The 23,112-nt window shown below is 50.4% G+C and carries 24 protein-coding genes; 19 read left to right on the forward strand and 5 right to left on the reverse strand.

Features of this window, described 5'->3' with window-relative positions:
* Positions 1–116 precede the first annotated feature (116 nt).
* On the forward strand, positions 117–1,238 hold the full coding sequence (locus tag ACTL32_RS15085; protein ID WP_441342266.1) for an NAD(P)/FAD-dependent oxidoreductase: 1,122 nt from the start codon (positions 117–119) through the stop codon (positions 1,236–1,238).
* Positions 1,239–1,300: 62 nt separating this feature from the next.
* Here ACTL32_RS15085 and ACTL32_RS15090 read toward each other — a convergent pair whose 3' ends face one another.
* The gene (locus ACTL32_RS15090; RefSeq protein ID WP_441342267.1) at positions 1,301–2,515 is read right to left on the reverse strand and encodes a helix-turn-helix domain-containing protein; all 1,215 of its coding nucleotides are present in this window, start codon (positions 2,513–2,515) and stop codon (positions 1,301–1,303) included.
* Between the two features lie 113 nt (positions 2,516–2,628).
* Here ACTL32_RS15090 and ACTL32_RS15095 point away from each other — a divergent pair, with 113 nt between their 5' ends.
* Both ACTL32_RS15095 and ACTL32_RS15100 read left to right on the forward strand, forming a co-directional pair.
* Positions 2,629–3,927 carry an MFS transporter gene (locus ACTL32_RS15095; RefSeq protein WP_441342268.1) on the forward strand — a complete coding sequence of 433 codons (1,299 nt, stop codon included), beginning with the start codon at positions 2,629–2,631 and terminating at the stop codon, positions 3,925–3,927.
* A gap of 185 nt (positions 3,928–4,112) precedes the next feature.
* Positions 4,113–4,970, forward strand: a complete 858-nt coding sequence (locus tag ACTL32_RS15100) for an SDR family oxidoreductase (RefSeq protein ID WP_441342269.1) — start codon at positions 4,113–4,115, stop codon at positions 4,968–4,970.
* A 654-nt stretch (positions 4,971–5,624) separates the two neighbouring features.
* Here the strand turns inward: ACTL32_RS15100 and ACTL32_RS15105 are convergent.
* Both ACTL32_RS15105 and copZ read right to left on the reverse strand, forming a co-directional pair.
* Complete coding sequence (locus tag ACTL32_RS15105; protein WP_441342270.1) at positions 5,625–6,806, reverse strand: MFS transporter; 1,182 nt, start codon at positions 6,804–6,806, stop codon at positions 5,625–5,627.
* Between the two features lie 477 nt (positions 6,807–7,283).
* Positions 7,284–7,502 carry a copper chaperone CopZ gene (copZ, locus tag ACTL32_RS15110; RefSeq protein ID WP_204893402.1) on the reverse strand — a complete coding sequence of 73 codons (219 nt, stop codon included), beginning with the start codon at positions 7,500–7,502 and terminating at the stop codon, positions 7,284–7,286.
* Positions 7,503–7,757: 255 nt separating this feature from the next.
* Between copZ and ACTL32_RS15115 the strand changes: the two genes are divergently transcribed.
* Positions 7,758–7,889 (forward strand): Lmo0850 family protein, encoded by a 132-nt coding sequence (locus ACTL32_RS15115; RefSeq protein ID WP_377340221.1) that lies wholly within the window; start codon positions 7,758–7,760, stop codon positions 7,887–7,889.
* Between the two features lie 39 nt (positions 7,890–7,928).
* On the opposite strand, the gene ACTL32_RS15120 is transcribed toward ACTL32_RS15115, so the two are convergent.
* On the reverse strand, positions 7,929–9,116 hold the full coding sequence (locus tag ACTL32_RS15120) for an FtsW/RodA/SpoVE family cell cycle protein (protein ID WP_441342271.1): 1,188 nt from the start codon (positions 9,114–9,116) through the stop codon (positions 7,929–7,931).
* 159 nt (positions 9,117–9,275) lie between these two features.
* Between ACTL32_RS15120 and ACTL32_RS15125 the strand changes: the two genes are divergently transcribed.
* The 7 genes from ACTL32_RS15125 (at position 9,276) to ACTL32_RS15155 (ending at position 17,415) form a co-directional block, all read left to right on the forward strand.
* The gene (locus ACTL32_RS15125; protein ID WP_441342272.1) at positions 9,276–10,046 is read left to right on the forward strand and encodes a hypothetical protein; all 771 of its coding nucleotides are present in this window, start codon (positions 9,276–9,278) and stop codon (positions 10,044–10,046) included.
* 189 nt (positions 10,047–10,235) lie between these two features.
* Positions 10,236–11,306, forward strand: coding sequence for a D-alanine--D-alanine ligase (locus ACTL32_RS15130; RefSeq protein WP_441342273.1), 1,071 nt, complete (start codon positions 10,236–10,238; stop codon positions 11,304–11,306).
* A gap of 13 nt (positions 11,307–11,319) precedes the next feature.
* Positions 11,320–12,684: a UDP-N-acetylmuramoyl-tripeptide--D-alanyl-D-alanine ligase gene (locus ACTL32_RS15135; protein WP_441342274.1), complete on the forward strand. Its 1,365-nt coding sequence runs from the start codon at positions 11,320–11,322 to the stop codon at positions 12,682–12,684.
* A gap of 12 nt (positions 12,685–12,696) precedes the next feature.
* Positions 12,697–13,395, forward strand: coding sequence for an alpha/beta hydrolase (locus tag ACTL32_RS15140; protein WP_441342275.1), 699 nt, complete (start codon positions 12,697–12,699; stop codon positions 13,393–13,395).
* A 334-nt stretch (positions 13,396–13,729) separates the two neighbouring features.
* Positions 13,730–15,238, forward strand: coding sequence for a DEAD/DEAH box helicase (locus ACTL32_RS15145; RefSeq protein ID WP_441342276.1), 1,509 nt, complete (start codon positions 13,730–13,732; stop codon positions 15,236–15,238).
* Positions 15,239–15,413: 175 nt separating this feature from the next.
* Positions 15,414–15,893, forward strand: a complete 480-nt coding sequence (locus tag ACTL32_RS15150) for a PH domain-containing protein (protein WP_441342277.1) — start codon at positions 15,414–15,416, stop codon at positions 15,891–15,893.
* Positions 15,886–17,415, forward strand: a complete 1,530-nt coding sequence (locus tag ACTL32_RS15155; RefSeq protein ID WP_441342278.1) for a PH domain-containing protein — start codon at positions 15,886–15,888, stop codon at positions 17,413–17,415. The genes ACTL32_RS15150 and ACTL32_RS15155 overlap by 8 nt, the downstream gene beginning before the upstream one ends.
* A 2-nt stretch (positions 17,416–17,417) precedes the next feature.
* Here the strand turns inward: ACTL32_RS15155 and ACTL32_RS15160 are convergent, their stop codons facing one another.
* Positions 17,418–18,026, reverse strand: a complete 609-nt coding sequence (locus ACTL32_RS15160; protein WP_441342279.1) for a rhomboid family intramembrane serine protease — start codon at positions 18,024–18,026, stop codon at positions 17,418–17,420.
* Between the two features lie 69 nt (positions 18,027–18,095).
* On the opposite strand from ACTL32_RS15160, the gene acpS reads away from it, so the two are divergent.
* The 8 genes from acpS to ACTL32_RS15200 all read left to right on the forward strand — a co-directional run bounded on the left by acpS (position 18,096) and on the right by ACTL32_RS15200 (position 23,109).
* Positions 18,096–18,446, forward strand: a complete 351-nt coding sequence (gene acpS, locus ACTL32_RS15165; RefSeq protein ID WP_441342280.1) for a holo-ACP synthase — start codon at positions 18,096–18,098, stop codon at positions 18,444–18,446.
* A gap of 14 nt (positions 18,447–18,460) precedes the next feature.
* Positions 18,461–19,564: an alanine racemase gene (gene alr, locus ACTL32_RS15170; protein ID WP_441342281.1), complete on the forward strand. Its 1,104-nt coding sequence runs from the start codon at positions 18,461–18,463 to the stop codon at positions 19,562–19,564.
* A 97-nt stretch (positions 19,565–19,661) separates the two neighbouring features.
* Positions 19,662–19,946: a transcriptional regulator gene (locus tag ACTL32_RS15175; protein WP_377340230.1), complete on the forward strand. Its 285-nt coding sequence runs from the start codon at positions 19,662–19,664 to the stop codon at positions 19,944–19,946.
* Between the two features lie 4 nt (positions 19,947–19,950).
* Positions 19,951–20,301 carry a type II toxin-antitoxin system PemK/MazF family toxin gene (locus tag ACTL32_RS15180; RefSeq protein ID WP_204893385.1) on the forward strand — a complete coding sequence of 117 codons (351 nt, stop codon included), beginning with the start codon at positions 19,951–19,953 and terminating at the stop codon, positions 20,299–20,301.
* A gap of 195 nt (positions 20,302–20,496) precedes the next feature.
* Entirely contained in the window at positions 20,497–21,327 is an 831-nt protein-coding gene (locus ACTL32_RS15185) for an RsbT co-antagonist protein RsbRA (protein WP_441342282.1), read from the forward strand.
* Positions 21,324–21,686, forward strand: coding sequence for an STAS domain-containing protein (locus tag ACTL32_RS15190; protein WP_106534565.1), 363 nt, complete (start codon positions 21,324–21,326; stop codon positions 21,684–21,686). Before ACTL32_RS15185 ends, ACTL32_RS15190 begins: the two co-directional genes overlap by 4 nt.
* 2 nt (positions 21,687–21,688) lie before the next feature.
* Positions 21,689–22,090, forward strand: coding sequence for an anti-sigma regulatory factor (locus ACTL32_RS15195; protein WP_204893383.1), 402 nt, complete (start codon positions 21,689–21,691; stop codon positions 22,088–22,090).
* A gap of 11 nt (positions 22,091–22,101) precedes the next feature.
* On the forward strand, positions 22,102–23,109 hold the full coding sequence (locus ACTL32_RS15200; protein ID WP_441342283.1) for a PP2C family protein-serine/threonine phosphatase: 1,008 nt from the start codon (positions 22,102–22,104) through the stop codon (positions 23,107–23,109).
* The last annotated feature ends 3 nt before the right edge of the window (positions 23,110–23,112 follow it).

The following is a 23,112-nucleotide window of genomic DNA, read 5'->3' on the forward strand; positions in this document are numbered from 1 at the left end:
TTACCCCAATTCCTCAAATCGAATCAGGAAAGGCGGAAATTCCTTTCATTCGTTTGAGTCTCATTCTGTTCTCCAGTAAAATGAAGAGATAAGACAGAAAAGGGACAGGTGTTCATATGCAATCAGTCATCATCATCGGATCAGGAATTTTAGGGGCTTCAGCAGCCTACCACGCAGCAAAAGCCGGAGCTGCGGTTACGCTGATCGACCGGGGGGATGCAGGCCAAGCGACCGGCGCGGCTGCCGGCATCGTCTGTCCCTGGATTTCCCAGCGGAGAAACCAGGCGTGGTATGGACTGGCAAAAGGCGGCGCGGCCTATTATCCGGAATTGATCCATGAGCTGGAAGCGCTCGGGGAACGCGACACGGGCTATAAACAAGTCGGCATCGTCAGCATCCACGAGGACAGCAAGCTTGATAAAATGGAGGAGAAAGCTCGCGAGCGGCGCTTGGGCGCGCCTGAAATGGGGGAAGTGCGCCGGCTTTCTCCGGAAGAAACAAAGAAGCGCTTCCCGTTCGCTTCCGAACACTACGGTTCCCTTTATGTAGAAGGGGCGGCGCGTGTCGATGGCCGGGCAGTCCGTGATGCGCTCATCCATGCGGCTGTCAGCCTCGGCGCCGCACAAGTGCACGGGGATGCCGCGCTGATTGTCGAAGAGGGGCAAGTGGCAGGCGTGCGGACAGGCAGCGGCGACTATTTTGCAGATAGCATCGTCTCTGCAGGAGGCGCGTGGGCTGCAGACTTGTTCAAGCCGCTCGGCCTGCTGCTTGATGTGGTACCTCAAAAAGCGCAGATCCTCCATTTGCAGAACGACGAAAAAGCGACCGGGCAATGGCCGGTCGCAATGGTACCGTACGGCCTATATATCGTCCCGTTCGAAGACGGGCGGATTGTCGCCGGCGCAACGCATGAAAACGATGCAGGCTTCGATACGAAACTTACGGCAGGCGGCATCCATCATATTCTCGACAAGACGATTGATGCAGCACCTGGCATCGCCGCTTGCGAATTGGCGGGCGCAGTCACGGGATTCCGTCCGGCTACTACCAGTGCACTGCCGTTCATCGGGGCGGTGCCGGGGCATCCACGCTTGTTTACAGCGAATGGACTGGGAGCATCCGGATTGACTGCCGGACCATATCTAGGCCGCGAACTTGCGAAACTGGCACTCGGCGAAGAACTCGCAATCGATTTGAGCCTTTATCCTATCGAAGAAGTTTTTAAAACAATGGAATAAAAGAAAAATCCCGCCGGAGTCCGGCGGGATTTTTCTATCTCTTATAGATAAAGCGGCACATGTCATCCGTTGATTTTCCGGTAGACGTCCAGGATGAATTGCTTGTAAGGCAGATCGGGCATCGGTTCGATCAGTTCTTTTGCGATCTTTGCATGCTTTTTAGCCAAGCTATGTTTGCTTTGCGCCTCGTAAATCAGTGCCATATAGGTGTCTTTCTCATAATTCATCGATAAATCATACGGATGATGGAGAAAATCCGATGTCCGGTGGCGCTTCAGCCAAGTGAGCGCTTCGTCGAGCTTTCCTTGGCCGTAAAGCGATTTTCCTTTTTCAAGATAGAACTGATGGTGGTCGTCTTCTTCATATTTTTCAAGATTGCGGTCAATCAAGATTTCCGCTTTCACGTAGTCGTGGACATACGAATTCAAATCGTGGGCTTCGAGCAGATCGAGTGTGCTTTCGATCTTGTCGTCATCCGAAAAATCGGCGAACAGCCGGAGTTTATGGACGTAATACTCCTTTTTTTCACGGTTGCCAGTCAAAATCGCGTGGAACCCCATCACCCGGTAGAGGTCATTGATGCGGTAAAAAATCTGGTGTTCCTTGCTGTACTCGATGGCTTCGTCCATCAAGCTCACTGCTTCTTCGTCCTTGCCGAGGGCAAAATACAAAATCGCTTCAAGAAAATCAAAATCCAGCTTTTTCAATGAATCCAGCACAGCGTTGCGGTTTTCAAATGAGCGGCGGGATCCTTGCAGCATTTCCAGCGATTCTGCGTAATGGTGTTCATTGAATTTCATCATGGCGCGGAACATGTGGACATCTGCGCTATTGTTCACGAGGTGGAGTCCCTCATACATTTCTTCCGATTTTTCGAGCGCTTTTTGCCAGTTGGGCATTTTCGCATGATATTGGCAGCGGCTGTAGATCTCAAGGAGCCGGGCAGATTCATAGCGGTACGGCAGCTTATCGGCATAGGGGGCGATCTTTTCAATGATCGGCTTAAAATCATTCAATTCCCGAAGTTCTTCTTTATATAGTTTCTCCACTTCCTGCAGCAGGCCGCGGAGTTCTGTAGTCGGCACTTCTTCAAGCAGCTCGTTGCGGTCGACTTCCAGCTGCTGTGCGATATAGGACAAGCTTTCCATAGAAGGATTCGCTTTATTGTTTTCGATCAAGCTGAGCATGCCTTTGGTCATCTCGCTGCCGGCGAGCGCCTGCAAGGTCAGCCCTTTTTCTTTCCGCAATTTGCGGATGCGTTCTCCAAGCGTTTCCATTCCATCACCTTCTTTTTGAATTAGTTTAATTATATTCAACTTTTGCTTGCGGCGCCAGAAAAATCGTGCTATATTTTGTTTAATTAAATTAAACGAATATGGAGGGCATGAACATGACCCATTCGGCAACTGTCAAACAAGCGACTTATCACCTCTACACTTTTACCATCAGCAAACTGATTTCCACGTTCGGCAGCAGCGTCTACACCTTCGGCATCAGTTTATATGTACTGGCTTTGACAGGGTCGGCCGCCAGCTTTGCGGTCAATCTGATCTGCAGCATCCTGCCGCGCAGCTTGATGGCGCCATTCGCCGGCTATGTGGCTGATAAATACCCGAAAAAAGCGACCATCATCGTTTCGCAGCTTGCCGGTGTACTGGCAGTCAGCGGCCTGTTGGCCTATAGTTTGTCCCAAGGGCTATCGCTTGTTGCGATCTACGCCGCCACGGTGCTGATATCATTGAGCACAATGTTCACCAGTGTGACATTCTCCTCTTCCATTGCCAATTTGATCGACCCGGACCGCATCCAAAAGGCAATGGGGTTCAACCAGTCGGCCATTTCCATCGCGACCATCGGAGGGCCTGTAATCGGTGGCATGCTGTTCGGCTTCGTCTCCATGAACGTCTTCCTGATGATTCAGATTGCCGCTGGCCTGCTCGCGGTTCTGCTTGAATCCACGATGAATTTCAAGCTTTTCACAAACCGGGCTGCCAAGACGGCAGGAGAAGAGAAGGGTTCGGTGCTCGCAGGCATGAAAGAAGGTTTTGTCTACTTGAAGGCGAACCGGGTGATCATGACGATTGTCACCGCTGCCATCGGGCTCAACTTCTTTTTCTCGGCATTGATGATCGGCTTGCCGTTCGTCGCCGTACAGCGGCTGAAAATCGAAGCGACCCATTTCGGTTTTATCGAAGCGATGATTGCCGTCGGCATGCTTCTGGCCTCTATTTATTTCTCCATCAGAAAAGAATTGAAATACCCGCTGTTGTCTTCAAAGCGCGGTGTCCTGGTCATGTCCGCGATCCTCGCCGGCATGGGCTTGCCGCTGGTCATGGAATTGTCCTATTGGGCCAATGTTGCCGTACTGCTCGCGCTGATGCTCGGATTCGGCATTTCGAACGTCTTTGTCAATACGCCGATCGGCGTGCTGATGCAAAAAGATATAGACGAAGAATACCGCGGCCGCGTCTTCGGCATCCTCGAATCGATGGCCATGGCGATGATGCCGCTGGGCTATCTCCTGTTCGGGCTCTTGTATGACCTGTTGCCTGCACAATACGTTATATGGGGAAGCAGTCTGTGCCTGTTCCTGTTGATCGCCTATATGATCCGTCCATCGGTCCTGAAAGAAGCATACCCTGAACTTGGAGGAGATATGCCTGAGAAACCGGTTCTTCAAAAACAGTAAAGCCGGTAAAGGAAATAAATTCCCCTGCCTGACAACACCTGCACCCCCACAGCCGCCTTGGCTATGGGGGGACAACAGGTTCCGTACAGCTCTTCGCTCGGATGCGTAGCGAAAGGGCAGGTTTAAGTCGCCGGGCAAAGGGAAAAATGCCAGAGACATGAAAAATACGGAAAGGGTGAAAGATGATGGAGAAAGATAAGATTTCCCATGTGCCGGCCCAGGAACAGGAACGCCAGCCCGGCTATGAAAGCAAAATGGAGCCGCGCCCGGACTTCAAGCAGAATCTGGCAGGCAAAGCACAGCGGCTTTCCGGCAAGACTGCGTTGATCACCGGGGGTGACAGCGGGATCGGCCGTGCAGTCGCCGTGGCGTTCGCGAAAGAAGGCGCGGATGTAGCCATCATGTACCTCGATGAACATGAAGATGCCGGCGAGACCAAAGGGTTCATCGAACAGGAAGGGCGGCGCTGCCTGACGATTGCCGGCGATATCGGCGACGAAGCATTTTGCCAGGAAGCGGTCCAAAAAGTGATTGATGAATTCGGCAAGTTGGACATCCTGGTGAACAACGCAGCTGAACAGCATATCCAGCAATCGCTCAAGGACATCACCGCCGAGCAATTGGAGCGGACGTTTCGCACGAACGTCTTTGGCATGTTCCATCTGTCAAAAGCGGCGCTCGATCATTTGAAACCGGGAAGCGCGATCGTCAATACGACGTCGATCACCGCGTTCCAAGGCATGCCGACCTTGATCGACTATTCGGCGACCAAAGGGGCCATCTTGTCGTTCACGCGTGCAATGTCCGGCTCTTTGGCCGAACAAGGCATCCGGGTCAACGCAGTGGCGCCAGGCCCGATTTGGACACCGCTGATTCCGGCTTCGTTTGCAGCGGAGAAAGTGGAAGGGTTTGGTGAAAGCACGCCGCTCGGCCGTCCCGGACAGCCCGACGAACTGGCTCCGGCGTATGTCTACCTGGCCTCGGACGATGCATCCTACGTCACCGGCCAAGTCATCCACGTAAACGGCGGAACGCCTTATTAAAATGAAACTCACAGCTCTGAAAGCCTAAGATGAACAACAAAAAGCAAGCGCCTCACACGGAGGCGCTTGCTTTCAGCCTGTAGACAAAGTCTAACTTGAATGAATAGAGATGTATAAGCCCGACCGTGCTGGCCACTTCGCTTTCCGTGGGCTCGGCTTCAGTCTCCTCGTCACTGAAAAACCATGCTCCTGCATCGCTGCGCTAGCTTCGTCGCAAAGACTTGGCAGGCCAAGTCTTTCCTGCGGGGCCTTCAGCTCGAGCTGGTCCCACAGGAGTCTCGCGGCCAGCACGGTCGGAAGCGTCACCTGTATCAAAAGATAAGGTTAGGATACTGATTCTGTTTCTGTTTTGTATGCTGGGTACAAGCCGTTGACTTTAGTATCCGAAACGGAAGGCGGCAAGGGCAAACATTGTGCTCCTGCAGTGCTTCGCACTTCGTCGCAAAGCCAATGGCCGAACTGCCTTCGGCCATTGGCTTTCCTGCGGGATAGCGAAGTGCCGAAATCCACTCGGACGTCGGTCCGAGTTAGTTCGGCGCAAGCCCGCGGAACGCGTCCGCCTGAAGTGGAAGATCGGGTAGGGACTCTTCTAAATGTATGATCATTCATTAAGAAAAATAAATATCCTTTTGTCTACAAGCCCAAGCAAGCGCCTCACACGGAGGCGCTTGCTTTTTCTGTGGTCCGCAGCGTTTTAGCGGATGATTTATAAAGAACGATCAGCCCGATGCTCAAAAAAGCCAACGCGCCGGACAAAAAATAGACCGAGCCGGACTGCATCGTCAACAGCCAGGTGAAGAACAGCGGTCCGATGATGCGTCCGATGTTGTCCATCGAATAGGTCATGCCGGCTGCTGTTCCGTATTTGCCGCCCGATTCCTTGGACGTGAGCGACACGAGCGCCGTCCGCGACAAAGCATTGCCGGCGGTGAAAATACTGAGGGCGACTCCGGCGAACACTAAGCTCGACGTGAACGGAAGCATGAAGAGACCAGCCGCCGTCACCACCTGTGCGCCCATGATCCACTTTGTTTCAGCGCCGTCCTTGATGCGGCGGACAACACCGCCTTGGATGGCTGCATCCACGAGCCCGCTTGCGATGAACAAATAGCCGAGCTGGAGCGGCGTGATTTCGATCTGGTCGATCTGGAACAATTGGAACGTTGATTCCAGGCCGGCAAGCAGGAAGGTCACCATGAACGACATCAGGAACAAATACCGGATCCGATAGTTCCACAGCATTGCACCGCCCTTAGGGAGCAGTTTGCGCTTGACGGCTTCGCCTTGTCGCGCCGGTTCTTTTAAAACCGCAGCGGCATAGACCATCAACAGTAAAATGAGGACTGCCGATGCTGTGAACGGCAGGGAAAGCGAAACGGAACCGAGCAAGCCGCCGATGGCCGGCCCGAAAATGAACCCGAGGCCGATGGACATGCCGAGCAGCCCCATGTATTTATTGCGTTCTTCGTCGGTCGTGATATCCGCGACATAGCCGGTCACCGCTGTGTATAGCGCACCGGAGAATAAGCCGCCGATGATGCGTGAAGCATATAGGAGCACGAGGTTATCGAGGAACAGGGAAAACAGGAAGAAGCTGAGGCTGAACCCGGCAAGGCCGACCAAAATCAGCCGTTTTCTTCCGGTATTGTCCGACAGCTTCCCCCAAAGCGGGGCGGTGAAAAAGGAAGCGAGCGCATAGATCGTGATCAATCCGCCTACATGGATTTCCGCATAGCCCTGATCGACAATGACTTCCGGCAGGACCGGTATAATAATGCCGAACCCGAGATAGACGAAAAATTGGACGGACATCAACAATAGAATGGTTTTCTTCATAAGTAGTATTCCTGCTTTCTCATAAGGCTGTGCTTTCATTTTACCTTTATTTGCAAGGAACAACAACGAAGGAAACGGGAAGCGCCTTTTTACGAATGGCAGAAATGGCTTTTGTACTGCCGCCGGTTTTTTTTAGGTGGGCGGACGCAAGCATATGAAAAGTGGCTGTCCAAAAAGCCCAAAACGAAAAGTCAGAGGAGAAAAAGCAATGCTTTTCTCCTCTGACTTTTTCTTTATCCTATAATGGCTGTTGGGAATGGAGGCGGCGAACAAGTTGGACGAAGTACCTTCGGCCAACTTGTTTGCGACGAAGCAGCGAAGCGATGCAGGAGCATCGGTTTTTCCAGCGGGACAGCGAAGTGCCGAACTAACTCGGAGCGAGTCCGAGTTAGTTCGGCGCAAGCCCGCGGAAAGCGTCCGCCGCAATGGACAGCAGCCCTTTTTGGACAGCTCCTTCTTTATAAGGTGTTGCTTTTATTATTTTGCTGCTCCTACTTCGTAGCCTTGGTCTTCGATCGCTTCAGCAATCTGGCTGACGGAAACGCTGGACTTGTCATATGCCACTTCTACAGAAGCATTTTCAAGCGAAACATCCACTTTATCCACGCCTGGCAATGCAGAAACGCTCTTTTGCACTTTTCCTACACAATGCTGGCACGACATGCCGCTAACCGGTAAAGTCACTTGTTCTGCCATTTTATCTTCCTCCTCGGATAGAATTTTGGAGAAACAGCCTTTGCTATTTCCATTTTCATCATATCACCCGTATTGGATTGAATAAAAGAATTAACACTTTCTTCACATTGTCATCAAAATGAAAAGTTTAAACTCCTGAAAAAATGGTATTATATACGTAGACACAGAAAAGTCAAATATTTCGTAGTTACATATGAAACTAACGGCTGGCCGGAAACGTTTATACAGTATGCAGAATATAAAGAGGTGATATGGATGGCGAAAGACGTAGAAGTTCGCAAAATCGTTTCAAATTTATCGAAACTGGGAATCCAAGCAAAAATCACAAAATCACGAGTGGAATTACTGAAAGCTTTGGCTTTGCCGCAAACCCCGCAAATTCAATGAGCTTACATAAAAAACTCCGACGCCGGGCGTCGGAGTTTTTTAGTCAACTTCTTTATCGTTGCCGAACATATAAGTCTTGTGGTGGAACTTCATGCTGAACACGATGCCGAGAGCGAGCATGTTCCCGATCAGTGAACTGCCTCCATAGCTGATGAACGGCAGCGGGATCCCGGTGATCGGCAGCAGTTGGATGGTCATGCCGATGTTCTGGAAGACATGGAACGTAATCATCGCAATGATACCGGCGCATACATAGGTGCTGAATGTATCTTTCAGCTCGAGCGTGATTTTCGTCAGATGGTAAATGAGCATAAAAAACAGGATGATGACTGTACTGGCCCCGATAAAGCCGAAATCTTCCGAAATGACGGTGAAGATGAAGTCGGTATGGTTTTCCGGCACATAGACTTGCCGTCCTTGGTAGCCTTTCCCGAAAACTTCTCCTGACCCGATAGCGTTCATCGCGGCAATGAGGTTATAGCCGCCTGAATCCGCATAGCTATAGGGGTCCAGCCACGTATAGATCCGTTCGAACATATACGGCTTCAACCCAAAATTATCGGACAGGAATTGCTGCATATTGACCGCCATCCAAAGAAGCGTAGCGCCGAGAACGGCCACCCCGCCGAAACTCGGGGCGATGATTTTCCAGGAGATGCCTGACACAACTGTCAGCGCCAGCGTGATCGCGATAAACACGAGTGCGGTTCCCAAATCGGGCTGCAGCAGGATAAAGCCGAGCGGGATGCTCAACGTAAGAAGGATTTTGCCAAGCAGGACAAAATCGGTTTTTACGGTCTTCAAGGGATTTTTTTCGTGATGGCCCGAAATCATCTTGGCCAGCGCCAATATATAGAAGGTTTTCATGAACTCCGCGGGCTGGATGTTGACAAACGGCGTATGGAACCAAGCTTTCGCGCCGTTGACGGGTTCTGCAATCTGGCCGGGGCCGTCCGGAGAAATCATCAGGACGATCAAGATGAAAATTCCCAAGCCGTATAAATAATAGGCCATTTTCTTATACTGGTCCGGATCGAAATACATGAGCACGGTAATCATGCAGATGGAAATGACGTAGAAAAGCCCTTGCCGGGGCACGAAATTCGTTAAATATTGTCCGGAAGTCTGGGCCGACGAAATGGCGATCAGACTGACGATGAAGAAGAGGAAGAGTATGAAAGCGAGCGACCAATCGATGCGATCGGCAAAGCTCTTGTTATTTTGCATTTGTTTCACCTGTACTTTTTTAAGATTGAGAGTCGGTTAACATTATAGCGCATTCCTAGAAAATATGCCTATACCAAAAGTAATGACGCCAATAGAGCTAGTATGTTTCATATTTCATTGGTTTGGTCGTATAATGTAAAAGGAAATGGAGTGGGGGATATGGTTAAAAAACCGTTGAACGCGGATTATTATATACAGCATCTTTACATATACCTGAACGAAGCCGATCAGTTCGCCCTCTTCAGCGGACTTACGTTTGCCCAATTCATGGATGCTGTGAAAATGCCGAAAAATTTATTATTATTAAAGCATTCTTATGATGATGCGTCCTTTAACATGCATACGCATCTGGAATTTGTTGCCCAAGAAGAGTTCTCCCAGTTCCGAAAAGCGATGGGCAATAAAAAAAGCGAGTTCTGCTGGATCGATTTCAAGAACGAGCGGCAGCTGAATTCATTGTCTCCGCAAGAGCAAGCGGAGCTTTTGTACGTCGGCCATAAAAAAGAAGCGGTACGGCCGCCTTTTTATGCGACGCTGCAAAATGAATTCGTCTACTTGTCGAGCGAAGAAGAGCAGACGACAAAAATCTATTTCCGCTATTTGGAGCGGTTGAACGAACTTGTCGGGAATTACTTCACGCAAGTGATCCGGAGAGAAGCTAACGGCCAAAACTTTTGGCGCCGCAAAACAAAAGACCTGATTCCGGAATTGCCGAAAGACATTTTGGATTCATTGAAGAACGACTACCGGGAAGGGGCGCTCATCTCCCTTGCAGATCCGGAGAAGACGAAAAACACCATTGAGCTGCATATCCGCTCGGTGGAGGAAATCTCCTTCCTTGATGAATTCTGGTCGGATATCCGGGATTATCTGAAGCAGGACGTTGACCGCAAAATCATCTTCGACCGCAAATTGAAGGAATGGAAGTGATGCTTGGAAACAAGCATCATTTTTTTATGGGCTTGGATGGAATCGGAGGCGGGCAGATTTTTTTGCAGCTTGCCTGAAAAAATTTTTCGTCTTTCGCTGTTCATGATAAACTAAGCAATATGCAAAAAGAAATCCAAAAGTGAAAGCGCCACGGTGCTCTTGAGCTGGACTATAGCGGAGGTTTTAGGGATGAAAAAGAAGATCGGTTTATTATATGGCGGCAAGTCGGCGGAGCATGAAGTATCGCTTTCCACTGCCCGCGCGGTAACACAGGCGCTCAATTTCGAAAAATACGAAGTTTATCCTATTTATATAACGCAAGAAGGCGAATGGAAAAAAGGGCGCATGCTCGAAGGGCCTGCCCAGTCAATCGAACAGCTGCAATTGGACGAAGGGACTGCGAATCCGAATGACATCTCCGGCTTCCTTCCCTCCCAAGCAGAGGGGAGCCTGGAAGTGATCGTTCCGTTGCTGCATGGACCGAACGGCGAAGACGGCACGGTACAGGGCCTGCTTGAAGTCATGAACTTGCCGTATGTCGGGAACGGGGTGCTGGCTTCATCTGCAGGCATGGACAAAGTCGTCATGAAGCAATTGTTCGAGATTGCTGGACTGAAGCAGACGCCTTACGTCTACTTTATCCGCAGCGAATGGCAGCAGGACCGCGACGGGCTGATCGATAAAGTTGCAGCAGAACTGCAATGGCCAGTATTTGTTAAGCCGGCGAACCTTGGATCAAGCGTCGGCATCAGCAAAGCCGACAACAAAGAAGAATTGGCGGCGGCGGTGGAAGAGGCTTTGAAATTCGACCGCAAGATTGTCGTCGAACAAGGCGTCGTGGCACGGGAAATCGAAGTCGGCGTCCTCGGCAATGACCAGCCGCAATGTTCCGTTGCCGGCGAAATCAAACCGCTGAAAGCGTTCTATGATTATGAAGCGAAATACAAAGACGGCAACACGGCCATGATCATCCCCGCAGAACTGGATGAAGCGGTCTACGCAGAGCTGGTCGAGTCAGCGATAAAGGCATTCAAAATACTGGATTGCTCCGGGCTTGTCCGGGCTGATTTCTTTGTCACGGCAGAGAATGACATCCTGATCAACGAAGTCAACACGCTTCCGGGATTCACGCCGTACAGCATGTTCCCCCTGCTATGGGAAAACACAGGGGTTCCGTATCCGGAATTGATCGAGCGCCTGATCGGCTTGGCGCTTGAACGCTTTGAAGAAAAACAGATGCTGCAAGTAAAAATAGACTGAGTGGAGACGTTGTATGAAAAAGAAGATTGAGCAAGTAGCCAAATGGCTGGGCATAAAAACGAATTTCAAAGGCATTGAAGTGACAGGCGTGTCCATCAATACGCGGACGATCAAGCCGGGCGATCTTTTTGTGCCGTTCCGCGGCGAAAATGCCAATGGCCATAAATATGTCCATCAGGCATTCGAAGCAGGGGCGGCGGCAAGCCTTTGGCAGCGCGATGAACCGAATCCGCCGAAAGATCTTCCGCTTCTGTTCGTCGACGACTGCAAAACGGCGCTTCAGGAAATGGCGCGCGCCTATCGGGACGAACTTTCGACGATCGTCATCGGCATCACGGGCTCGAACGGCAAGACCTCGACCAAGGATTTGGTCGCAAGCGTTTTAAAGCCGTATTTCAAAGTGCAGAAAACGCAAGGCAATCTGAACAATGAACTCGGCCTGCCGCTGACAATCTTGTCGCTTGATGAAGACACGAAGTTTGCGGTGCTGGAAATGGGCATGAGCGGTTTCGGCGAAATCGAATTCCTGTCAGAACTCGCCCGTCCGGATTATGCGATCATCACCAACATCGGGGAAGCCCATTTGCAGGATCTGGGTTCACGAGAAGGCATCGCGAAAGCGAAGTTCGAAATTACAGCGGGACTCGAGAGTCATGGCAAATTGTTCTACGATGGAGATGAGCCGCTCTTGCAGCCTTTTGTGGAAGATTTCCCGCAAGCGGTATCTTTCGGTTTCGATGAAAACAATGAACTCGCGGTAAGAGATATCAAGGCGACTGAAACCGGCAGCAGCTTCCTGGTCAGCGGCATCATCGACGCGGCGTTCACCATTCCGGTCCTTGGGGAGCACCAGGTCAAAAATACACTGGCTGCCATTCTGGTTGCTCTGGAAGCGGGGCTGACGGAAGAAGAAATCCGGCTGTCCCTGAAGGACGCAGCGCTGACGGATATGCGCATGCAGATCATCCAGGCGGACAACGGCGCAACGTTTATCAACGACGCGTACAACGCTGCGCCGTCTTCGATGAAAGCGGCACTGAATTTCATCCGTGAGACGACGATGAAGGAAGACAAATGGCTGGTGCTCGGCGATATGCTCGAACTGGGCGACGACGAACGGCAATACCATGAAGCCGTTGCGAAATCGATCAGCCCTGAAATTGCCGGCGTCTGCTTGTACGGCCCGCGGATGAAATGGCTGTACGACAAATTGGACGGCTCATTTGGAGGCCAATTGGTCTGGAGTGAAGATGATTACACGCCGATCATTGAGTTTCTGAAAGGGCACATCTCGGAGGATTCGGTCATCCTGGTCAAGGGATCCCGCGGCATGGCGCTTGAAAAAGTCATCGAACCGTTCACGGCACAAGAGAAGTAGGAGGGGAGCCCCATGAAGACCGGTGTTCTTTGTATTCACGGTTTCACTGGCGGCCCTTATGAGGTGCAGCCCTTTGCCGATTACATCATGCAAGAGACGGACTGGACAGTGAAAGTGCCGACGCTTCCCGGGCACGGAGAAACCCTGGCATTGAAGAGGATGACTGCGGACCACTGGCTGATGGAGGCGGAACTGGCCCTTCGCGAGCTGAAAAGAGAAACGGACCGCATCATCATTGTGGGCTTTTCCATGGGCGGGCTGATCGCTTTGTACCTGGCGATGCGCTATAAGGTCGAGAAACTGGTCCTGCTGAGCGCAGCTGCCAAGTACATCAGCGTCGGGCAGATCCTGGAAGAGATGAAAGGCATGGCGGCGGATGCGGCCAAACGGAAATTGGCAGAGAACGAGATGTTCCGCCATTACCAATACAAACTGCTCCACACGCCGATGCTCTCGACATTCGAATTCCTGAAAGTGGTGAAGCTGGTCAGCCCGTTTTACCAGAGCATCCATGTCCCGGTTTGCATTGTGCAGGGGCTGAAAGACGGGATTGTTCCGGCTACAGCGTCCGAATTCATCTATGACAACATAGCCTCTGAAGAAAAGCTGGTCATCCACTCGGCGACCGGCCGGCATTTGATCTGCTACAGCGACGACTGTGAAGATTGGTTCGGGCGGGCATTGGCGTTTATGAAAAAAGGCTTAGAGTAAACTGATTATTGGAACCTTTGCGTATTGATTGCAAGTGCCCAATAATCATGTTATTCTAATGAAAGCAATGGATACATTTTTGAGAACTCTTCCCTGTGAAGGGTATTTTTTTGAGCAAAACGGTTTGTTCTACTTACCGGGCATGAAAAAACCCGCCGATCAGACCGCTCGGCAACGCCCGAGCTTTTTCTGTTCACACATCCCCTCTGACTTAAAACTACAGAGCATGATTTTCGACGTGAAACTTCCTCATAAAGGCTCGACTTTGTCACGATTTCATCTAAAATGTACACCATTTGTAAATAAGATGAAGACAAAAGGAGATTGAAAACATTTGGTAAAATTTTCAGAGTTAAATATTAGCGAAACAACTTTAAAGTCCGTACGACGCATGGGGTTTGAAGAAGCAACACCAATCCAGGAAGGTACAATCCGTCTGGGTATGGAAGGCAAGGACATTATCGGCCAAGCACAAACAGGTACTGGTAAAACAACTGCATTCGGTATTCCGTTGATCGAAAAAATCGACACTAAAGACGGCAATGTCCAAGGTTTGGTAATTGCGCCAACTCGCGAATTAGCAATTCAGGTTTCAGAAGAGCTTTACAGACTGGGCCAAGATAAAAATGTGCGCATCCTTTCAGTGTACGGTGGCCAAGAAATCAGCCGCCAGATCCGTGCACTTAAAAACCGCCCGCAAATCATCGTTGGTACACCAGGACGTTTGCTTGACCATATCAACCGCCGTACGCTGAAATTGGACAATGTAAACACATTGATCCTTGATGAAGCAGACGAAATGTTGAACATGGGCTTCATCGAAGATATCCAGACAATCATGTCAAGCGTGCCAGAAGAGCGCCAGACACTATTGTTCTCAGCAACTATGCCGGATGCGATCCGCCGCATTGCAGAGAAATTCATGAAGACGCCTGAAATCGTTAAAATCAAATCAAAAGAAATGACTGTTGAAAACATCGAGCAGTTCTTCGTTAAATCGGTAGAACGCGAAAAATTCGACATCCTTTCACGTTTGATCAACGTTCAACAGCCGGAACTTGCAATCATTTTTGGTCGCACAAAGCGCCGGGTGGACGAATTGGCAAAAGCTTTGAATATCCGCGGCTATGTAGCTGAAGGAATTCACGGCGACCTTAGCCAAGCGAAACGTATGTCTGTATTGAAGCAATTCAAAGCAGGCAAAGTCGACATCTTGGTTGCAACTGACGTAGCAGCTCGCGGACTTGATATCTCAGGCGTATCTCACGTATACAACTTCGATATTCCACAAGATCCTGAAAGCTATGTCCACCGTATCGGCCGTACTGGCCGTGCAGGTAAAAAAGGAGTCGCAGTCACGTTCGTAACTCCACGTGAAATGGGCTACTTGGGCATCGTTGAACGTACAACGAAGAAAAAAATGGAAGCTTTGATTCCGCCAACTGCTGATGAGGCTGTAATGGGCCAAAAACGCGTTGCAATGGAACAATTGCAAGAAATGACTGAGAAAAACAACTTGGGCGACTACCGCGAATTCGCGGCAGAAATGCTTGAGAAGTTTGATGCGGTTGATTTGATTGCAGCAGCTCTTAAAACAATGACGAAAGAGCCGGAAGATGTACCGGTTTCAATTTCTGAAGAACGCCCATTGCCATCCCGCGGAGGCGGAGGCTATAAAGGCAAAGGCGGACGCAGCAGTGGAGGCGGCGGTTATAAAGGCAGCCGTTCAACTGGTTCTGGCCGTCCATCTTCTAGCCGTACAGGTGCAGGCGCAGGCCGTCGCCGTGAAGGCAGCACAAGTGGCGGAGGGCGTCCAGGACGCACTCGCAGACACGAATCGTAAAAATAAAGAACGGAATCGCCTTTAAAGGCAGGTTCTATATATAGAAGGCAGGCACGAAACAGCAACTGTTTCATGCCTGCCTTTTTTGCGTCTCGATTTTCAGGTACAATAGACTGAAACGTTTGCTGTGTTAGACCGTATTATAATGAAGAAAGACAGAATTGGAGGAGACCCCATGAACAATCAGCCGAAAAACCAGATCTCCCGAAAAGGCTTGACCGTATGGCGCCTATACGGGAGTATCGAAACGCTGGTAATTGCGCTTTTTCTTGCCGGATTTTGGGCGCTCACTTATTTTTTTGAATGGCCGTCCTGGCTTTATTCGATATACATAGGCATTCTTCTTCTTGCCGCTTTTATGCTCATCTTCCTTTTTCCAAAAATCCGCTGGCAGCGCTGGCGGTACGAGGTAAGGGAACAGGAAATCGAACTGCAGCACGGGCTGTTCATCGTCAGAAGGACGCTGGTCCCGATGGTCCGGGTGCAGCATGTGGACACGGCCCAAGGGCCGCTATTGCGCAAATATAATTTGGCTGAAATTTCCATTTCGACTGCAGCGACTACTCATACGATTCCGGCGCTTGTCACAGAAGAAGCTGATGAGCTCAGAGCGCGGATTTCGGTATTGGCAAGGGTGGCGGAAGACGATGTCTGAGAAACGCTATAAATTGCATCCCATTGCTGCATTTTTGAATTTCATCAAAGGGCTGAAAGACCTGATCTTCCCTTTCATTGTCATTTTCGGGGTGAATTTATTCCGGGACGGCGGAGCGGGCTCGATGTTCAGCCAGGGGTGGCAAGGCATGCTGCCGTTTCTGGTCGGCCTGGTCATTGTCCTGTTTATGCTCATCAGCGGCATTATCAAATGGAAACGCTTTGTCTACTGGTTCGAGGACGGGGAATTGCGGATCGAATACGGTTTGTTCATCAAAAAGAAGCGCTACATCCCGTTTGAACGCATCCAAAGCCTGAATTACACGGAAGGGATTTTTCATCGCCCGCTCGGGTTGGTGAAGGTGAAAGTGGAGACGGCCGGTTCCGGGAAAATCGGGGAATCGGAAGCGGAACTGACCGCCATATCCAAGGAGGATGCCGACCGCATTGAAAGCAGGATGGAAGAAGCGAAGCGCGGTTTCCGTCCGGAAGGGGAGCCTGAGATCCAGGAGCAAGCCCCTGCCAAAAAAAGCGTCAAAGTGCTTTACCGCATGACGCTCAAGGAATTGATCGTTCTCGCGACAACGTCCGGCGGCATCGGGGTGGTGTTGTCGGCAGTAGCGGTGTTTTTATCGCAGTTTTCGGATCTCATCCCTTATGAAGCGATTTACGAGGAAGTGATGCTGTTTCTCCGCTTCGGCTATTTGATCGTAGCGCTTTCGGTTTTCCTCGTGCTGGCGATTGCCTGGATCATTTCGGTGTTTTTGACCATTTTCGCAAACTACCAATTCACGATCCAAACGGATGAAGACAATATCTACATCACGCGCGGACTGCTCGAGAAAAAGAAGATTTCCGTGCCGTTCAAAAGGGTTCAGGGCATAAAGATTTCGGAAAACCCGCTCCGTGAACTGTTCGGATATGCAACGGTGACGGTCGAAAGCGCCGGCGGATCGATCGGCGATAAAGACGAGAAAATCCGCTTGTTCCCGCTCGCTAAGCGTTCGGTAATCTTGCCTGTTCTGGCGGAACTTTTTCCGGAAATGCAGTGGGAGCCCCGGATGATCGGCGCTCCAAAGCGGAGCCGGCGCTTTTTCTACCGGCTCGATTTCCTGTGGGTGCTGCCGGCGGCCGGCGCAGCCAGCTACTTCTTTTTCCCATACGGCCTCTGGTCGCTGCTGCTTGTGCCGGCGATCGTCCTGCTGGGAATCTGGCAGCACCGCACGGTAGGCTATTCGCTTATCGGCAGACAGATTGCGATGCGCTTTAGAGGCATCAGCAAACACACTTTCTATATCATGAAAAGAAGGGTGCAGGCCATCGAGGCGAGCCAAAGCTATTTCCAGCGGCGCAAAGGGCTCGCTTCCATCCAGGCGACGATCAAATCGGGCATGCTAGGTGCGGCGGCGCGGGTGGAGCATATGGACGGGGAGGATGCAGCGCGAATTCTTGCGTGGTATGAGCCTTCCAATCAGAAATCCGCAGTGCAAGAAAAAAGCCAGCCGGAGTTGTTCTCCGGCTGACCTTATTTTCTCTTTTTCCAGCTGACGATGCGTTTCGGATGGAAATAGCTCAATCCGATCAAAAATCCGGTAATCATTCCGGCGATATGGGCAGTGGCATTGATGTTCGGCGTCAGGAATGTCATGACGATGCTGATCAGGATGATCGGCAGGATGATCTGCCGCAGTTGAGGCAGCGCCCGGCGCCCGTAGTACAACAGCGCTCCGAATGCACCAAGAATACCGAAAATCGCACCGCTAGCGCCGACGTGCAAATAAGTGGAATCCTGCAAGAAATACGTGGCGATAGTGCCGAAAAGGCCCGCCAATACATAGACCGTCAGAAAGCGGACTTTGCCGGTCAGCTTTTCAAGCTCCGGCCCGAAAAGAAACAGCGAAAACATATTGAACAGCAAATGCATGAGGCCGGCGTGCAGGAACATCGGCGTGATGAAACGCCACCATTCGCCTGCGGCGATAAGGGAATTGGAACCGACGCCGTAATAATAGATCAATTCGCCAATAATGGGCAGCCAACCGAGGAGGTAGACCGCTATATTAATGGCAAGCAATGTGGACACGACCGGGTACATGCGCAAGTATTGCGAAAAACTCTCTGTGCGGATAAACAATGTGGTCACCTCTTTTTCATACAAGTAATTATACCTTTTTAGCGTTTGCGAATGAAAGGAGAAACATTTATGATTATTGGAATCGGACTGGATATCGTTGAGTTGAACCGCATCCGGAGGCTCGACGGCAAGTCGGCCAAGTTCCGCGAACGCATTCTCACTGATCGGGAATTGGCAGAATACGCCGCCCTGTCCCCGGCCCGCAAGACGGAATTTCTGGCCGGGCGCTTTGCCGCCAAAGAAGCATTCGGAAAAGCGAAGGGAACGGGAATTGGAGCGGCATGTTCTTTTCGGGATATCGAAATCCGGAAAGACCCCAAGGGCAAGCCGGGCATCTTTTTCCGCCAACAGGAAATCGGGCTCGTGTCCATCACACATACGAAGGAATATGCAGCTGCGCAAGTTCTTCTGCAATCTTGAATAGGAGTGGAATCATGAAGGCATTTTACCGGCCGACAAAAGCGGTCATAGATCTCAAGGCAATCGAAAACAACTTGGCGGCTTTTAAAAAGCATTCGCCCGAGGCGGAGCAAATTGCGGTTGTAAAAGCTGATGCCTACGGGCACGGCGTAGTGGAAGTGGCGAAGCGGGCTGTGGAAAGCGGCGTCAAGTTTCTGGCGGTAGCGACACCGGACGAAGCGCTTTATCTGCGGGAACAAGGATTTGACGTAAAACTGCTGGTGCTCGGGGCTACACCGGCAGCGTTCATCCCCGTAGCCCAGGAACAGCAAATCGCGGTGGCCGCCATTTCGCTCGAGTGGCTCCGGATGGCGGCGGAAGCCATCGACCCTTCGCTTCCGGCACTCAAGCTCCATTTGAAAGTCGACACCGGCATGCGCCGGATCGGCGTGGCATACGAACAAGCGGAAGAAGCGGTCCGCTTTATCCGCAGCCAGCCGTTTGCCTTCGAAGGCCTGTTCACCCATTTTGCCACGGCGGATGAAAAAGAAGGCGGCTTGTTCCGCCAGCAAGTCCGCCAGATGGCAGAAATCATCCGCCAGATGGCAGATCCGGAAGTCCTTGTCCATGTCTCCAACAGCGCAGCGGCGCTCATGCATCCGGATCTGGCATATGGTGCAGTCCGCATCGGCATCTCGATGTACGGGATTGCCCCGTCGCCATACGTTGAACAGGAAATGCCGTTCCGCCTCGAGCCGGCTATGAGTCTGGAGACGGAAATTGTCCAGGTGAAAAAGCTGCGAGCGGGAGAAGCGGTCAGCTATGGTGCGACTTATGTCAGCGAGAAAGATGAATGGATAGCGACGCTGCCGATCGGCTATGCTGACGGCATGCTGCGCGGCCTTCAGGGCCAGGAAGTGCTGGTGCGCGGGCGCCGGGCGCCGATTATCGGGCGAATCTGCATGGACCAGTGCATGATCCGGATACCGGAAGAGATGCCTGCCGGAGAAAAGGTCCAGTTGATCGGGAAGCAGGAAAACGCCGAAATCCGAATCAATGAATGGGCGGAAAAATTGGGCACAATTACTTACGAAATTTCCTGTATTTTAACAAAAAGAGTCCCGAGAGTTTACCGGTAAAAAGCCCTTCTTTCAAATATGCCTTTTCAGCGCATCCGGTAGATGTTAAGATGAAGGGGTGAAGTTAGAAAGAACGGGATTTTCGGAGGTGTCGGCTGTGTACGAGGAATCTAAACCAAGAGAAGTGGTAGTGAAACTGCCTAAACAATTGATATCAGAGTTGACTACGCATTCAGATGAACGGTTTCAAGAGCGCGGGGACTATGTTTATGTTTCAACGCAAAGGGTAACGAAAAATATATACGATTCACATCATATTCGGGAAGCAATGATCAAAGGCTACGTGGAGATGTCACAAATCAATTTATCCATCGCTTGTGAATGTTCTCATGCAGAGTACGAAGCGGAGCACACGACCGTGCGACTTGTAAGCGGAGGTTGACAATTTGATTGTAAAACGTGGAGACGTTTTTTTTGCAGAACTCTCACCAGTTGTCGGGTCTGAGCAAGGTGGGACCCGCCCCGTATTGGTGATCCAAAATGATATCGGGAACCGGTTCAGTCCGACTGTGATCATTGCAGCCATCACTGCGCAGATCCAGAAAGCGAAATTGCCGACCCATGTGGAAATCGACGCCAAGAAATATGGCTTTGAGCGCGACTCAGTCATCTTGCTTGAACAATTGCGTACGATCGACAAATCCCGGTTGACGGATAAAATTACCCAGCTCGACGATTCATTGATGGAAAAAGTAGACGAGGCACTCGAAATCAGTGTTGGCCTTGTGAAATTCTAAGCATACATACTCCTATCAAAAACGCCTGATGTATAATATGCATCAGGCGTTTTTGCCTGTTTTGCCCCGAAAGCAAAAGACGCCTGACAAAAAAGATGTGAAAAATTCCGTTTTCCGATACAATAAAAGATAGATTACCTAAATGCATTAGGAAATGAACGTTGCATAGAAGTACAGGGAGGTTTCTGGTAAAAGATGAATAAGAAAATGGCCGAATATATTCAACAAAATAACGGCGAGATTATCGCCAAATGGCAAGAGTTGATGAAAAACGAGAAAAATGATCGGTCTTTCCAAGTGATGCCGACGGACCTGATGAACCAGACGAGCAAGGAATTTGCTGATTTGATGGTATCGAATCTACTGGAAAGCCACCAGGCTTATGAGAGCCGCCTGAATGATTTCGCCGAAAAAGTGGTGCGCCTGGGCTGGTCGGTCACATTTGTGACCAAAGCGATCGACCATTTTTCGGAAGTGGTTTTCGAAGGAATGGAAGATGCCGGCCTTATTACACAAGAGAATTTCCGCGCATTTTTCAAAGAGTTCAATAATTGGATCATTCCAATCCGTGACAGCACAGTCGCTACATATTCGAAAACATGGGAACGCACTGTCAGCCTGCAGAAAATCGCTTTGCAGGAATTGTCAGCCTCGCTGATTCCTGTATTTGATAAAGTTTCTGTCATGCCGCTTGTCGGAACGATCGACACAGAGCGCGCAAGACTGATCATGGAAAACCTGCTTGAAGGCGTTGTAAACCACCGGGCAGAAGTGGTGTTGCTGGATATTACAGGCGTTCCGGTCGTTGACACGATGGTTGCCCACCACATTATCCAGGCAGCAGATGCTGTTCGTTTGGTTGGAGCGAAATGCATGCTGGTCGGCATCCGTCCGGAAATCGCCCAGACCATCGTAACCCTCGGCATCAATCTGAACGAATTTACAACAACAAGTACCTTGCAGCGTGGAGTGGAGCAGGCACTCGCATGGACAAATCGCAAAATTGTGGAGGTTGAAGCAGAATGAACTTTCGTATTCCAATCTTAAAACTTAGAGATACATTGATCGTTTCCATCCAATGGGAATTGGACGATCAGACAGCAATCCAATTCCAAGAGGATTTGCTGAACAAGCTGCATGAAACAAGCGCGCGCGGTGTGGTGATTGATCTGACATCCGTTGACTTTATCGATTCGTTTATCGCTAAAGTCCTGGGAGATGTGATCAGCATGTCAAGCTTAATGGGAGCGCGAGTGGTTATTACCGGTATCCAACCAGCAGTGGCTATCACTTTAATCGAGTTAGGAATTCGACTTGAAGACGTTATGACAGCACTGGATCTGGAAAATGGGTTGGATAAACTTCAACTGGAATTGGAGGCTTAAGAATGAGCAACCAGTCTTCGGTGGAAATTTTAACGGAATGGGATATTGTCGCTGCTAGGCAATTAGGCCGCAATGTCGCGAAAGAACTGGGTTTTGGAACAGTGGACCAAGCCCGTATCACGACGGCAATCAGCGAACTTGCCCGCAACATCTATTTATACGCAGGCCAAGGAAGAATTGAAATTCAACAATTGTCAGAAAATGGCATTAAAGGCATCTTGATTATCGCCGCTGACCAAGGGCCTGGCATTCCGGATATACGCAAAGTAATGGAAGACGGATTCTCCACTTCAGGCGGTTTAGGAGCTGGATTGCCGGGAGTCAAACGGTTAATGGATGAATTCAAGATCGATACGATCCCAGGAGAAGGGACAGATATAAGAGCAACGAAATGGCTTCGATAGGGGGAGCGTATATGGTCCACAAAATCGAAAATCAGTACAAGGAAATTCTGAATCAATACATGCAGCGCCAGTCGGAGCAGAACCTGTACGTTGGGCAAAACTTCAGCCGGCAGCTGATTTCCGAGAACATTTCACCTGAAGAGGTCATCAGTGTCCATAAAGCGGCCATGCAGGAAATTTATAAAGATTTGCCGGATGTCGTCTGGCATTCCTTCGATTTCCTCATTGAAATGATGATCAATTACGGCCTGGCATTGCAAGAGCGCCAAAGCCTTTTGCAGCGCCAGGAAGAAATCAGGGTGGAAATGGATTTAGCGGCAAATGTCCAGGAGACATTGCTGAAAACCTCAATGCCGGTTCTGGAAGGTTTGGATATCGGTTTGCTGTCAATACCGGCGAAGAAAATGAACGGCGATTACATATATTTTATCAGTGATGCAGACGGCCACGCCGGCATAGCAGTTGCGGATGTAATCGGCAAAGGCCTCCCGGCGGCTCTTTGCATGTCCATGGTCAAGTTCGGCATGGACAGCCTGAACAATTCCCCAGCCACACCGAAAGAAGTCCTCGGTGTCATCAACCGGGTAGTGGAAAAAAGTATAGACGATTCCATGTTCGTATCGATGTTCTACGGAAGGTACGATGCAGACCATGGGACTTTGACATACGGGTCGGCGGGGCATGAGCCGGCAATCTTATACCGTGCCAAAACAGGCGAGTTCAGTGAACTGTATGCAAAAGGACTGCTGCTCGGCGTATCGCCGGCTGCTGTCTATGAAGAACATACGGTCCAACTGGAACAAGATGATATGGTCGTAATGATGACGGACGGCGTTACGGAAGGCCGTACAGATGAAGGCTTCATCGAACGGGAAGTGCTGTTCCAATTGATTGAAGAGAAGAAAGACGAGCCGGCGCAAGCGATCGTCCAACATGTTTATGACGAGCTGGAACGGATGCAAAATGCACAGCTGCACGACGACTTTACGCTAGTGATTTATAAAAAAGTCAGCATGTAGGTT

The organism is Planococcus sp. FY231025, from assembly GCF_052078085.1.
GTDB lineage: Bacteria > Bacillota > Bacilli > Bacillales_A > Planococcaceae > Planococcus.

What these genes read in the sequence shown, in the direction of transcription:
- ACTL32_RS15155 (WP_441342278.1), top strand. Translation starts at nt 15,886, where the DNA reads ATGTCTGAGAAACGCTATAAATTGCATCCCATTGCTGCATTTTTGAAT.
- alr (WP_441342281.1), top strand. Translation starts at nt 18,461, where the DNA reads ATGAAGGCATTTTACCGGCCGACAAAAGCGGTCATAGATCTCAAGGCA.
- ACTL32_RS15140 (WP_441342275.1), top strand. Translation starts at nt 12,697, where the DNA reads ATGAAGACCGGTGTTCTTTGTATTCACGGTTTCACTGGCGGCCCTTAT.
- copZ (WP_204893402.1), bottom strand. Translation starts at nt 7,502, where the DNA reads ATGGCAGAACAAGTGACTTTACCGGTTAGCGGCATGTCGTGCCAGCAT.
- ACTL32_RS15090 (WP_441342267.1), bottom strand. Translation starts at nt 2,515, where the DNA reads ATGGAAACGCTTGGAGAACGCATCCGCAAATTGCGGAAAGAAAAAGGG.
- ACTL32_RS15105 (WP_441342270.1), bottom strand. Translation starts at nt 6,806, where the DNA reads ATGAAGAAAACCATTCTATTGTTGATGTCCGTCCAATTTTTCGTCTAT.
- ACTL32_RS15130 (WP_441342273.1), top strand. Translation starts at nt 10,236, where the DNA reads ATGAAAAAGAAGATCGGTTTATTATATGGCGGCAAGTCGGCGGAGCAT.
- ACTL32_RS15115 (WP_377340221.1), top strand. Translation starts at nt 7,758, where the DNA reads ATGGCGAAAGACGTAGAAGTTCGCAAAATCGTTTCAAATTTATCGAAA.
- ACTL32_RS15100 (WP_441342269.1), top strand. Translation starts at nt 4,113, where the DNA reads ATGGAGAAAGATAAGATTTCCCATGTGCCGGCCCAGGAACAGGAACGC.
- ACTL32_RS15195 (WP_204893383.1), top strand. Translation starts at nt 21,689, where the DNA reads ATGAGCAACCAGTCTTCGGTGGAAATTTTAACGGAATGGGATATTGTC.
- ACTL32_RS15185 (WP_441342282.1), top strand. Translation starts at nt 20,497, where the DNA reads ATGAATAAGAAAATGGCCGAATATATTCAACAAAATAACGGCGAGATT.
- acpS (WP_441342280.1), top strand. Translation starts at nt 18,096, where the DNA reads ATGATTATTGGAATCGGACTGGATATCGTTGAGTTGAACCGCATCCGG.
- ACTL32_RS15125 (WP_441342272.1), top strand. Translation starts at nt 9,276, where the DNA reads ATGGTTAAAAAACCGTTGAACGCGGATTATTATATACAGCATCTTTAC.
- ACTL32_RS15085 (WP_441342266.1), top strand. Translation starts at nt 117, where the DNA reads ATGCAATCAGTCATCATCATCGGATCAGGAATTTTAGGGGCTTCAGCA.
- ACTL32_RS15190 (WP_106534565.1), top strand. Translation starts at nt 21,324, where the DNA reads ATGAACTTTCGTATTCCAATCTTAAAACTTAGAGATACATTGATCGTT.
- ACTL32_RS15120 (WP_441342271.1), bottom strand. Translation starts at nt 9,116, where the DNA reads ATGCAAAATAACAAGAGCTTTGCCGATCGCATCGATTGGTCGCTCGCT.
- ACTL32_RS15150 (WP_441342277.1), top strand. Translation starts at nt 15,414, where the DNA reads ATGAACAATCAGCCGAAAAACCAGATCTCCCGAAAAGGCTTGACCGTA.
- ACTL32_RS15200 (WP_441342283.1), top strand. Translation starts at nt 22,102, where the DNA reads ATGGTCCACAAAATCGAAAATCAGTACAAGGAAATTCTGAATCAATAC.
- ACTL32_RS15135 (WP_441342274.1), top strand. Translation starts at nt 11,320, where the DNA reads ATGAAAAAGAAGATTGAGCAAGTAGCCAAATGGCTGGGCATAAAAACG.
- ACTL32_RS15095 (WP_441342268.1), top strand. Translation starts at nt 2,629, where the DNA reads ATGACCCATTCGGCAACTGTCAAACAAGCGACTTATCACCTCTACACT.